The 12,317-nt window shown below is 71.6% G+C and carries 11 protein-coding genes; 10 read left to right on the plus strand and 1 reads right to left on the minus strand.

All coding sequences use genetic code 11. The features are described 5' to 3' along the window. Window positions 1–53: 53 nt before the first annotated feature. The 8 genes from AB0K02_RS13315 to AB0K02_RS13350 all read left to right on the plus strand — a co-directional run bounded on the left by AB0K02_RS13315 (window position 54) and on the right by AB0K02_RS13350 (window position 9,530). Entirely contained in the window at window positions 54–797 is a 744-nt protein-coding gene (locus AB0K02_RS13315) for an SDR family oxidoreductase (RefSeq protein WP_365992505.1), read from the plus strand. Further along, the gene (aroA, locus tag AB0K02_RS13320; protein ID WP_365992506.1) at window positions 797–2,065 is read left to right on the plus strand and encodes a 3-phosphoshikimate 1-carboxyvinyltransferase; all 1,269 of its coding nucleotides are present in this window, start codon (window positions 797–799) and stop codon (window positions 2,063–2,065) included. The genes AB0K02_RS13315 and aroA overlap by 1 nt, the downstream gene beginning before the upstream one ends. A gap of 122 nt (window positions 2,066–2,187) precedes the next feature. Then, the gene (locus AB0K02_RS13325) at window positions 2,188–3,402 is read left to right on the plus strand and encodes a 3-hydroxybenzoate 6-monooxygenase (protein ID WP_365992507.1); all 1,215 of its coding nucleotides are present in this window, start codon (window positions 2,188–2,190) and stop codon (window positions 3,400–3,402) included. 2 nt (window positions 3,403–3,404) lie between these two features. Beyond that, the gene (aroC, locus tag AB0K02_RS13330; RefSeq protein ID WP_365992508.1) at window positions 3,405–4,589 is read left to right on the plus strand and encodes a chorismate synthase; all 1,185 of its coding nucleotides are present in this window, start codon (window positions 3,405–3,407) and stop codon (window positions 4,587–4,589) included. Between the two features lie 276 nt (window positions 4,590–4,865). Continuing rightward, a complete protein-coding gene (locus AB0K02_RS13335; protein ID WP_365992599.1) occupies window positions 4,866–5,954 on the plus strand; it encodes an LLM class flavin-dependent oxidoreductase in 1,089 nt (362 codons plus the stop codon). Between the two features lie 204 nt (window positions 5,955–6,158). Beyond that, window positions 6,159–6,905 carry a DsbA family protein gene (locus AB0K02_RS13340; RefSeq protein ID WP_365992509.1) on the plus strand — a complete coding sequence of 249 codons (747 nt, stop codon included), beginning with the start codon at window positions 6,159–6,161 and terminating at the stop codon, window positions 6,903–6,905. 139 nt (window positions 6,906–7,044) lie between these two features. Next, window positions 7,045–8,142, plus strand: a complete 1,098-nt coding sequence (locus AB0K02_RS13345) for a phenazine antibiotic biosynthesis protein (protein WP_365992510.1) — start codon at window positions 7,045–7,047, stop codon at window positions 8,140–8,142. Next, complete coding sequence (locus AB0K02_RS13350) at window positions 8,142–9,530, plus strand: aldehyde dehydrogenase family protein (RefSeq protein ID WP_365992511.1); 1,389 nt, start codon at window positions 8,142–8,144, stop codon at window positions 9,528–9,530. The genes AB0K02_RS13345 and AB0K02_RS13350 overlap by 1 nt, the downstream gene beginning before the upstream one ends. Window positions 9,531–9,626: 96 nt before the next feature. On the opposite strand, the gene AB0K02_RS13355 is transcribed toward AB0K02_RS13350, so the two are convergent. Beyond that, window positions 9,627–10,607, minus strand: coding sequence for a ScbA/BarX family gamma-butyrolactone biosynthesis protein (locus AB0K02_RS13355; RefSeq protein WP_365992512.1), 981 nt, complete (start codon window positions 10,605–10,607; stop codon window positions 9,627–9,629). A 155-nt stretch (window positions 10,608–10,762) separates the two neighbouring features. Here AB0K02_RS13355 and AB0K02_RS13360 point away from each other — a divergent pair, with 155 nt between their 5' ends. Further along, window positions 10,763–11,455: a ScbR family autoregulator-binding transcription factor gene (locus AB0K02_RS13360; RefSeq protein WP_365992513.1), complete on the plus strand. Its 693-nt coding sequence runs from the start codon at window positions 10,763–10,765 to the stop codon at window positions 11,453–11,455. Between the two features lie 96 nt (window positions 11,456–11,551). Further along, a complete protein-coding gene (locus AB0K02_RS13365) occupies window positions 11,552–12,316 on the plus strand; it encodes an SDR family oxidoreductase (protein ID WP_365992514.1) in 765 nt (254 codons plus the stop codon). Window position 12,317: the final 1 nt, after the last annotated feature.

Below are 12,317 nucleotides of genomic sequence, written 5' to 3' on the forward strand. Positions count from 1 at the left end.
TGTTTCCCGTCCGCCGGGCATCGCCCCTTCAGCCCGCTACCAGGAGAATCCTGATGACAGCACGATTCGCCGGCAAGGTCGCACTCGTCACCGGAGGCGGCTCCGGCACCGGCAGGGCGACCGCGCTGGCCTTCGCCAGGGAGGGCGCCACCGTGGTGGTCGCCGGGCGGGAACCCCGGGACCTGACGGACACCGTCACCCTGATCGAGAAGGAGGGCGGCAAGGCCGACGCCGTCATGGCCGACGTGACGCACGCACTGGACGTCATCCGGCTCGTGAAATCGACGGTGGAACGCCACGGCGGACTGCACATCGCGTTCAACAACGCCTGCTGGGTTCCTCACCCCCATATGATCGCGGAAACCTGCGAAGCCGTATGGGGCGAAGTCCTTTCCACCAATCTCACCGGCGTCTGGCTGCTGATGAAGCACGAGATCGCCCATATGCGGGAAAACGGCGGCGGTGTGATAGTCAATCACTCCACGAATATCAGCGTGAACGGCCGCCGACTCGGATTCGGCGCCTACGCCTCGGCGAAAGCGGCGCTGTCCGCGCTCACCCGCACCGCCGCGCAGGAACACATCGGCGACGGCATCCGCATCAACTCGATCAGCCCCGGCGACGTGGAGGCCACCAACGGCCGCGCCGAGTGGGAGGAGCACGTGAAGACGTCGGCCCCGGCCGGCCGGGTCGCGCGCACCGAGGAGATCGCCGACACCGTGGCGTGGCTCGCGAGCCCCGAGGCGAAGTTCGTCGTCGGTCACGACCTGGTGCTGGACGGCGGGGTGAGCCTCTGATGCCCGGGACACGTGCCCGCGCGGCCCGTATCCCCGGGTCCAAGTCGCTGACCAACCGGGCCCTGCTGCTGGCCGCCGCCGCCGAGGGGACGAGCGTCCTGACCGCCCCCCTGGTCAGCGACGACACGGTCGCCTTCCGCGAGGCGCTCACCGCCCTCGGCGTCGACGTCGACGTGCGCGACGACCGCTGGACGGTGACCGGACTCGGCCGCGCGCCGCGGACCGGGGCCGACGTGTGGTGCGCCGACGCCGGCACCGCGGCACGTTTCCTCCCCGTCCTCGCGGCAGCTGGCGAGGGCGAGTTCCACTTCGACGGCTCCGACCAGCTACGGGCCCGGCCGCTTCGCCCGCTGACCCGCGCCCTGGTCGAACTGGGCGCCCGCGTGGAGGCGGGCGAGGGCGGCGGACTGCCGCTGCGCATCACCGCCCGTGGCCTGGCGGGTGGCGAGCTCGCACTGGACTCCTCCGTCAGCAGCCAGTACCTCACGGGCCTGCTGCTGTCGGCGCCGCTGATGCGCGAGCCGCTGACCGTCGCCGCGCACGGGCTGGTCAGCCGCCCGTACATCGACATGACGACGGCGCTGATGCGCCGGTTCGGGGCCGAGGTCGGCATCGACGCCGAGGGCCGGCTGCGGGTGGAGCGCGGGGGCTACACCGGTACCGGGCTGCGCATCGAACCGGACGCCTCCACCGCCTCGTACGTCTTCGCTGCCGCCGCCGTCACCGGTACGTCCGTCACCGTGCCCCATCTCGGCAAGGACAGCCTGCAGGGCGACCTGCGCTTCGCCGAGGTGCTGGCCCGTACCGGCGCGGAGGTCGAGATCGGTCCGGACGCCACGACGGTCACCGGCACCGGACGGCTGCGCGGCGGCTTCGACGTCGACATGGGCGACATCTCGGACACCTTCATGACCCTGGCGGCGGTGGCGCCGCTCGCCGACGGTCCGATCACCGTCCACGGCATCCGCCACGCGCGGTTCAAGGAGTCCGACCGGATCACCGCGATCGCGGCGAACCTGCGCGCGGGCGGCGTCCGGGTCGAGGAGGGCGAGGACCGGATCACGGTCCACCCCGGACGGATGGCGCCGACCGAGGTCGCCTGCCACCGCGACCACCGCATCGCCATGGCCTTCTCGGTCCTCGGGCTGTGCACCCCCGGGATCACCCTCGACGACCCGGGCTGCGTCGCCAAGACCTTCCCCGGCTTCCACGAGGAGCTGACGAGGCTCTTCGGAGGGCAGGCGAGCTTCTCCCCGCCGGCCGGCTGAGCACCGAGCAGCACCGAGCAGCACTGCGCGGCACGCACGCGCGCGGCACGGCCCGTACGGCATTGCACGGCACAGCAGCGCCCAACGACCAGCAGACACACGTAGCGAGAAATGAGAGCGAGATGTCGGACATCATCATTGCGGGCGGCGGGATCGGCGGTCTGGCGGCGGCCCTGAGCATCTCCCGTCGCGGCCACCGGGTCACCGTCCTGGAGGCCCGCGACACCTTCACCGAGATCGGCGCCGGCATCCAGCTCGGCCCGAACGCCTTCCAGGCCCTCGACCAGCTGGGCGTCGGCGACGAGGTCCGCGCCCGCGCCGTGCACATCGACGAACTGCGCTTCATGGACGGCACCACGGGCGAGAAGGTCGCCACCATGCCGCTCACCGGCGACTACCGCCGCCGGTTCGGCAACCCGTACGCCGTCGTCCACCGCATCGACCTCTACGCGCCCCTGCTGGAGGCGTGCCGCGCCGTCGACACCATCGAGCTGCGCACCGACGCGTCGGTGGTGACCTACGAGCAGACCGACGGCGCCGTCACCGTGCGCCTCACCTCCGGCGAGGAGGTCACCGGTGCGGCGCTCATCGGCGCCGACGGCATCAACTCCTATGTCCGCAAGAAGCTCGTCGGCGACGGCTTCCCGCGCGTGTCCGGGCACACGATCTACCGCTCGGTGATCCCGATGGAGCAGGTCCCCGAGGAGCTGCGCTGGAACACGGTCACGCTGTGGGCCGGGCCCAAGTGGCACTTCGTCCACTACCCCATCGGCGAGGGCAAGTTCCTCAACCTGGCCGCCACCCGCGACGACGGCGCCACGAAGGCCGTCCTCGGCGAGCCGGTGGCCAAGGACCATGTGCTCGGCGAGTTCCCCGAGCTGGGCGACACCGCGCGGCGCCTGCTGAACCTCGGCGAGGACTGGCGCAGCTGGGTCCTGTGCGACCGAGACCCGGTCGACACCTGGGCCGACGGCCGGGTCGTCCTCGTGGGCGACGCCGCCCACCCGATGCTCCAGTACGCGGCCCAGGGCGCCTGCCAGGCGGTCGAGGACGCGGTGGTGCTCGGCGAGCTGATCGGCACCGAGGAGTCCGAGTTCGAGGTGAACTTCCAGAAGTTCAACGCCGAGCGCCGCGAGCGCACGGCCGCGACCCAGCTCGTCGCGCGCGAGATGGGCCGGCAGCTGTACCACCCGGCGGGCGAGGCGGCCAAGGAGCGCAACGCGATGCTGGCCTCCCTGAGCGCCGAGGACATGTACGACAAGGTCGCCTGGCTGCACGGCAGCAAGGTCGGCGTCGCCGGCCACGTCGCCCTGCCCGTGCCCGCCGGACTGGTCTGATCATGGGTGGTCTGCGCTGGCTCACCGCGGGTGAGTCGCACGGCCCGGCGCTGGTCGCGACGCTGGAGGGGCTGCCCGCCGGTGTGCCGGTCACCACGGACGTGGTGGCGGACGCCCTGGCGCGGCGGCGCCTCGGGTACGGACGCGGCGCGCGGATGAAGTTCGAGCGGGACGAGGTGACCTTCCTCGGCGGCGTCCGGCACGGCCTGACCCAGGGCGGGCCCGTCGCCGTCATGGTCGGCAACACCGAGTGGCCCAAGTGGGAACAGGTGATGTCGGCGGACCCGGTCGATCCGGAGATCCTGGCGGATCTGGCCCGCAACGCCCCGCTGACCCGGCCGCGGCCCGGTCACGCCGACCTGGCCGGCATGCAGAAGTACGGCTTCGACGACGCCCGCCCGGTGCTGGAGCGGGCGAGTGCCCGCGAGACCGCGGCGCGCGTCGCGCTCGGCGCGGTCGCCCGCGCGTTCCTCGCCGAGACGGCCGGGATCGAGATCCTGTCCCATGTCGTCGAGCTGGGGGCGGCGCGGACCCCGTCCGGGCTGCTGCCGGTCCCCGGGGACGTGGAGCGGCTGGACGCCGACCCGGTGCGCTGCCTGGACGCGGCCGGGAGCGGGGCGATGGTCGCCGAGATCGACCAGGCCCACAAGGACGGCGACACGCTCGGCGGCGTCGTGGAGGTGCTGGCGTACGGGGTGCCGGTCGGCCTGGGCAGCCATGTCCACTGGGACCGGCGCCTGGACGCCCGGCTGGCCGCCGCGCTGATGGGCGTGCAGGCGATCAAGGGCGTCGAGGTGGGCGACGGGTTCGAGCTGGCCCGGGTGCCCGGCTCCAAGGCGCACGACGAGATCGTGGCCACCGAGCAGGGCGTGCGGCGCACGTCGGGCCGTTCGGGGGGCACGGAGGGCGGCATGTCGACGGGCGAGGTGCTGCGGGTGCGGGCGGCGATGAAGCCGATCGCGACCGTGCCGCGTGCGCTTGCCACGTTCGACGTCCGCACCGGTGAGCCGGCGCAGGCGCACCACCAGCGCTCCGACGTGTGCGCGGTGCCCGCCGCCGGGATCGTCGCCGAGGCGATGGTCGCGCTGGTGCTCGCGGACGCCGTCGTCGAGAAGTTCGGCGGCGACAGCGTCACCGAGACCCGCCGCAACGTCGGTTCGTACCTCGACGCGCTCGCGGTCCGCTGACGCCGGCCGAGAGCGAGAGGCGCCGAGGGACCTGACGGAGTATCAGGACGGCGGTTCGGCGCGGGGGCCCGCGAGGGAACACTGGGCGCCGTGAGGCAGGCGGCGGAGGAAGGGCGGCGAGCCCTTCCTCCCGCCGGTACGCGTACCGGCGGGAGGCCACCGTACGGGCCGGCGGACGGGCGCATGCGGCCCCGGCCGGTCCGGGAAGCCGCAGGAACCGGCCGCCGGGAGCGGCGGCATCTCGGAGTGAGTCCGGGCGGAGATGGGATGGACAGCATGCAGTTCGGCATATTCAGCATCGGGGACGTGGGCAGGGATCCGCACACCGGCCGCACGCCCGGCGAGCACGAGCGCATCAAGGCGATGGTCGCGCTCGCCGAGAAGGCGGAGGAGATCGGCCTGGACGTGTTCGCCACCGGCGAGCACCACAACCCGCCGTTCGTGCCGTCGTCCCCGACGACGCTGCTCGGCCACATCGCCGCGCGGACGCGGCGGATCATCCTGTCCACGGCCACCACTCTGATCACCACCAACGACCCGGTGAAGATCGCCGAGGACTACGCGATGCTCCAGCACCTCGCGGACGGCCGGGTCGACCTGATGATGGGGCGCGGCAACACGGCCCCCGTGTACCCCTGGTTCGGCAAGGACATCCGGCAGGGCATCCCGCTCGCCGTCGAGAACTACGCGCTGCTGCACCGGCTGTGGCGCGAGGAGACGGTGGACTGGGAGGGCCGGTTCCGTACACCGCTGCAGAGCTTCACGGCGACGCCCCGGCCGCTGGACGGGGTGCCGCCGTTCGTCTGGCACGGCTCCATCCGTTCCCCGGAGATCGCCGAACAGGCCGCGTACTACGGCGACGGCTTCTTCGCGAACCACATCTTCTGGCCGAAGGACCATTTCGTCCGGCTGGTCAACCTCTACCGGGAGCGTTACGCGCACCACGGGCACGGCGCGCCCGAGCAGGCGATCGTCGGCCTCGGCGGCCAGTTCTTCCTGCGCCGGAATTCCCAGGACGCGGTCCGGGAATTCCGCCCCTACTTCGACAACGCCCCGCTGTACGGCGGCGCCCGTCTGGAAGATTTCATGGAGCAGACACCGCTGAGCGTCGGCTCCCCGCAGGAGGTCATCGACAAGACGCTGGGATTCCGGGAGACGTTCGGCGACTACCAGCGGCAGCTGTTCATCGTCGACGCGCATGCGATTCCGCTGAAAACCGCGCTGGAACAGCTCGACCTGTTCGGCGAGGAGGTCCTGCCGGTGCTCCGCAAGGAGTTCGCGTCGGGCCGCGCCGCCGATGTGCCGGCCGGGCCGACGCACGCGGAGCGGGTCGCCCGCCGGGACACGGAGCGCGCCGCGCGGTGAGCCGCGACGTCCGTAGGTGAGAGGGGCCCGCCGGACACCCGGCGGGCCCCTCCTGCCTGTTGGCTCGGAAAGTGACGAAGTCCCCGCGCGCGCTGCGCACCGCGGCGTGCCGCCGGTCACACTGACGGTGCCGCGCCACGGCCGGCGGCGGTGGTTCTCCCCGGCCTCTGGGCACGGCCCGGACTCCAGGAAAGAGGACCCCTGATGAACCCCTTGGCCGACACTCGGACCCTGCCCGTGACGGCGGACGACTCGCTCTTCTCCTCCGACGCCCGCACCGTGACCGTGTGGTCGGACATCGGCTGCCCCTGGGCCACGCTGGCCCTGCACACGCTGCACGCGGCCGCCGAGCGGCGCGGCACCGAACTCGTCGTGGACCACCGCGTCTTCCCGCTGGAGCTGTTCAACAGCCAGTCCACGCCGAAGCCGATCATCGACGCCGAGGTGGTCGCGATCGGCGCCAAGGTGCCCGCGCTGGGCTGGCGCCTGTGGACCTCGCCCGAGTACACCTACCCGGTGACGACCCTGCCGGCGATGGAGGCCGTCCAGGCGGCCAAGGACCCGGCCGTCGGCGGGCTGCGCGCGTCCGACCAGCTCGACACCGCACTGCGGCACGCCTTCTACGGCGAGGGCCGCTGCATCAGCCTGACGGCCGAGATACTCGCCGTCGCCGCCGCGTGCCCGCTCGTCGACGAGGAGGCCCTCGCCTCGGCCGTCGCGCGGGGCGAGGGGCGTGCCGCGGTGTACCGCGACTGGGAGGTGGCGCGCGGTCCGCGGGTCCAGGGCAGCCCGCACCTGTTCACGGCGGACGGCCTCGACGTGCACAACCCCGGCGCCGACTTCCGCTGGACGGCCGACCCGCAGCAGGGCGGCTTCCCGGACTTCCGCGCCTACACCGCGGACTGGGCGGACGGGGTCCTCGATTCCGTTTCCCTTTCGGCGCAGGCATGATGACGCTCATTCAATTCAATTCGCCGGTCACATGACAGAGTAAATCGGCCGCCTTTGCGGGGTCGATGCGCGGGCACTTGAATGATGTGGACAAGCTGACTTGTTCTTGCTCTTGCTGTTTCCCGAAGGGAGCGCATCGGTGTCCGCCATCGATCCCATTCTCGAGCTGCCGTACGGCGTCACGCCGGACCCGGACGAATTCCTCCGCGCGGCGCTCCGCTGGCATTTCTCGCCGGAAACCGGCTCGCCGTTCTGGCTCGCACAGGCGCAGAAGCTGGAGTTCGACCCCATTGCCGATGTGCGCGGGTTCGACGACCTCAAGCTGTTCCCCAACGTGGCGAACTCGCTGCGCGACGTCCGCGCGGAGGACCTGATCCCCCGGGGCTACGGCCCCCGCCCGAAGGTCGTCGGTGTCTTCGACAGCGGCGGCACGACAGGCGCGCCGAAGCGCGTGGTCATGCTCCAGGAGTGGCTGGAGATGCTGATCGCGCACAGCAACGCGCAGCTCGACGCCCACGGCGTGCCGCGCGACGTGAACTGGCTGCTGTCCATCCCGTCCGGTCCGCACATGGTCGGCGCGACCTTCCAGCAGCTGGTGGCGGCCCGAGGCGGCCTGTCGTTCACGATCGACGTGGACCCGCGCTGGGTGAAGAAGATCATCGCCCGGGGCGCCGAGACCGAGGCCGACCTCTACACCGACCACCTGGTCGACCAGCTCTCCCACGCCCTGGTCTCCCAGGACATCGGCGTCCTGATGCTGACGCCGCCGGTGCTGGAGCGGCTGAGCCGGCGCGACGACCTCGTCGAGCTGATCCGCAAGAAGGTCAAGGCGATCATGTGGGTCGGCACCCAGCTCGACCCCGACACCCGTCATCTGTACCGCACCGAGCTGTACCCGGGCATCCCCCTCTACAGCGGCTTCGGCAACACGATGACCCTCGGCCACGTCAGCGAGCGCCCCGGTCTGAGCGACGACGAGCCGTGCGTCTACGACCCGTTCTCGCCGTACATGACCTACAACGTGATCGACCTGGAGGCCCGCAAGCCCGTCGAGTACGGCGAGCGGGGCCGGGTCGTCATGAACTACGTCGGCAAGAGCCTGTTCCTGCCGAACAACCTGGAGCGGGACTTCGCCACCCGTATCCGCCCGCTGGAGGGCCAGGTCGGCGACTCGGTCGCGGACATCGCACCGGTGCGCGAGTTCGACGACGAGAAGGTCATCGAGGGGGTCTACTGATGACCGCCGAACCGGTCGCCCTGGACGCGCTCGGCCCGAACGGGTCCTACCGGTCCCGCAAGCGGCTCACCATCCCCGACGTGGCAGGCGCCCCCACCGCCGAACTGAGCCTCGTCCCCGCGCTGTTCGTCGGCCGCGCCATGGTCGCGCTGCGCAAGGCGCGTCCGCTGCCGCAGGAGCAGCGGCTCGCCGCCCTCTCCCGCGCGGGCCGCATCTTCCGCGAGGAGGAGGTCGGCGGCCTGTCGTACGGGCAGTACGAGCGGACCGTCTCGCGGATCTGTGGTGTGCCCCTGCAGGCGGTGCGGTCGGCGGCCGACGAGATCGCCGACTCCGCCGAGCGGGTGCTGACCCCGTCGTACAACGCGCGGCCCACGGGCGCCGTCTCCGACTGGCGGCACCCGCTGACCCGCACGGGCCGTGCGGTGTGGACGCGGCGCGGCGAGGTCCTCGCCGTCAACGCGGCGGGCAATCACCCGGCGCCGCACGCCCTGTGGCTGGAGGCACTGGCCCTCGGCTACCGGGTCGCCGTACGGCCCTCGCGCCGAGAGCCGTTCACCCCCCACCGGCTGGTGCTCGCGCTGCGGGCCGCGGGCTTCGGCGACGACCAGGTCGTCCTGCTGCCCACGGACCACGCGGTCGCGGACGAGGTCATGGCCGGCGCCGACCTGAGCATCAGCTACGGCGGCGACGACGTGGTCCAGAAGTACGCGGCCGACACGACGGTGCTCGCCCAGGGTCCCGGACGTTCCAAGATCCTCGTCACCGCGGACGCCGACTGGCGCGAGCACCTGGACACGATCGTGGACTCGGTGGCCCACCACGGCGGCGTCAAGTGCGTCAACACGACCGCCGTGTTCGTCGAGGGCGATCCGGCACCGCTGGCCGCGGCGATCGCCGAGCGGCTGGCCGCGCTGCCGTCGCTGCCGCCCGAGGACGAGAAGGCCGTCCTGCCCGTCCAGCCGGCTGAGACCGCGCGGAACCTCGAGCGCTACCTGCTGGCCCAGGCCGCCGGGACCACCGCGCACCTCGGCGGGGACGGTGTCGTCGAGGAACTGCCGGACGGCAGTGCGGTGCTGCGGCCCGCCGTGCACGAACTCACCGGCACCGACGGCGGTCAGCACCGCGTCGAACTTCCCTTCCCCTGCGTGTGGGTGGCGCCGTGGCGCCCCGCCGACGGCATCGCACCGCTGCGCGAGACCCTCGTGCTCGGCGTGATCACCGGGGACGAGGAGGCGCACGCCGGCCTCATCGACGCGCTGGTGGAGGACCCGAGCATCTGCAACGTCCACCTGGGGGACCACCCGACCCACTGGATGGACCGCAGCGTGCCGCACGACGGCTACCTGGGCGAGTTCCTGATGCGCACCAAGACCGTCATCCGAGGCTGACGGGCGTCGCTCCACAGGCCGGAGGCCCTGTCCATACCCCGGACAGGGCCTCCTCCTTGCGGTCGGTCACGCACCTGACCGACGGGTCGTGCGCTCCTACCACTCGCCCACGGCGGGCGGCCAGTTGACGCAGGACGTGAGGACGCAGCGGAAGGTGAGCTCACCGTGCTGGATCCCGGTCACCTCGATCGCCCTGCTGCCGGGGAGCGCGCCCTGTACGTCGCGCGCCTCGATCCAGCAGGGACTGTCGAACTCCACGTACTTCATGGGCACGATGGAGGTCGACGTCGGCACGAAGCCGTCGGGCCCCGCATGGGCGAACGCCGCCTGGTGGGCGGCCTCGACGAGGACCAGACCCGGCACGTGGTCGACCGGGTGGTCCAGCAGGGCCAGGTGCCCGGTGTCCCCGCGCAGTTCCCACCGGCTGGCCGTGTCGGTGGGGGCGAGCGTCACCTCGTCCTCGGCGCGCCGGCCCACGAGAGCCGGAGCGACGGGGGCCGGGGCACCGGCGGGCCGGGCGGAGGCGTACGCTCCACGCAGCCGTCCGTACACGTTCGCCGGCACCCAGCTGAACGCGGCGCTGCAGGTCACGAAGATCGTGCCCTCGTGCGAGAACACGAAGTGCATGTCCAGGCTGCGGCGTCCGGAGGGGACGCACCGGACGTCGATCTCGACGGCGTCCATGGTCCGGTCCACCGTGGGGTAGGCCGGATCCGAGGAGTACTGGAGCTTGTTCATGAGGTACTGGTCGGCGGTGGGGGTCTCGAACCCCGCGTGCGCCAGCAGCAGACCGGCCTGACGGATGGTCTGCGCCACGAGCATCTCGTTGTGCCGTGCCCTCGGTGCCGGAGCGAAGAAGCCGTGGGCCACCGTCCAGTCGGCGGAGAGGTGGAATCGGTCCTCGCCCAGTCGCGTCCACGAGGTGATCAGGATGTCGTCCTCGGCGACGCGGTGCACGAACTTCGGAGTGATCGGTCCGCTCGGCCGGGTGCCGACCGTGGAGACCACCGCGGAGGTCGGCGACGAAACCGACCGGCGGATCTTGCGCGTGGTCCTTTTTCGGGCATGGATGGACATCTGAGACATAGAACCCCCCAGGCTCGTAGACCTTCTACGTGAGAACGGCTGTCCGTTCCCCTGCTAAGATACGGACTGCCCGGTTTGTTTTGTCAATCGATCCGCGGCAAACTCAAGAAGAACTTGAAAGCGAACGGGGAGTGAGAGGAGGCCTGATGGCACGTCAGGAACGCGCGACCAGGACTCGCGCGACCATCCTTGAGGCAGCCGCCACCGTCTTCGCGGAGCGGGGCTACGAGGCCGCGACCATCGCGGACATCCTGGCCCGCGCCGATGTGACGAAAGGCGCGCTGTACTTCCACTTCTCGTCCAAGGAAGACCTGGCCAGAGGGGTCCTCGCCTACGCGGTGACCACCGAGGGCGTCCCCGAGCAGCCGTCCAAGCTCCAGGAGGTCGTGGACGTCAGCATGGTGCTGGCCTACCGGCTGCCCCGTGAGGTCGTCCTGCGCGCCGCCGCGCGCCTCGCCGCCGACCAGAGCTCGCGGGACCACTTCGGCGCCCCGTACAGCGAGTGGACCGAACTGATCGCGAGCCTGCTCAGCCAGGCCAAGGCGCAGGGCGAACTGCTTCCGCACGTGCTGCCCGAGGAGACGGCCGGGATCCTCGTCGGTGCCTTCACCGGCCTGTCGCTCACCTCGCAGGCGTCGTCGGACATCTCGTGTCTGGAGCGCCAGGTGGGCCTGATGTACGACCACATGCTGCCCGCCATCGCCGTCCCCGGGATCCTCGGCCGGCTGGACACCAGGCCCGACCGCGGTGCCCGGGTGACCGCCCAGGCCGTCGAGAACGGACTGTTCCAGGGGGACGGCGAGGAGGGCGCGGCCCTCGCTGCGGGGGCGAGGGCCTAGGCCTCGCGGCCGGGCCTTCCGGCGGGTTCACGCCCACCGGAGGGCCGCCACACCATCACGCGCGACATCGATCACTTCGAAGGGGAGGGCGGTCGCATGACTGCTTCGGGTGCAAGGGCGGCGCTGGTCACGGGAGCGAGCAGGGGGATCGGCCGCGGCATAGCGCAGCGGCTGGCGAGGGACGGATTCCTCGTCGCCGTCCACTACGGGAGCAACGACGCGGCCGCCAAGGAGACGGTCGAGTCGATCGCCGCGGAGGGCGGGCGGGCCTTCGCCGTACGAGCCGATCTCGCCGCCGGCGACGGTGTGGCCGAGCTCTACGAGGGGTTCGGCGAGGGCATGGCGGCGCAGGGAGCCGAGCCGGGACTCGACGTGCTGGTCAACAACGCCGCGATCGGGCCGACGGCCCGGATCGACGAGGTGTCCGAGGGCGACTTCGACCTGCTGTTCGCGGTGAACGTCAAGGCGCCGTTCTTCCTGGTCCAGCGGGGGCTCGGGCTGCTGCGCGACGGCGGGCGCGTGGTCAACATCTCGTCGGGCGTGACCCGCATGGCGTTCCCCGACGCCATCGCGTACTCGATGACCAAGGGAGCCGTGGACACCTTCACGCTGGCGCTGGCCAAGGAGCTCGCCGGACGCGGGATCACCGTGAACACGGTGGCGCCGGGCTTCGTCGAGACGGACATGAACGCGCCCCTGCGCTCGACCCCGGAGGGGGCCGCCTTCCTGGAGAGCTTCTCCGCCTTCGGCCGCATCGGGCAGCCGGCCGACATCGCGGACGTCGTGGGCTTCCTGGCGTCCGAGGACTCCCGCTGGGTCACCGGGCAGTACATCGACGCCACGGGCGGCTCACGGCTCTGAG

It is taken from the genome of Streptomyces sp. NPDC049597 (assembly GCF_040675505.1).
Classification (GTDB): Bacteria; Actinomycetota; Actinomycetes; order Streptomycetales; family Streptomycetaceae; genus Streptomyces.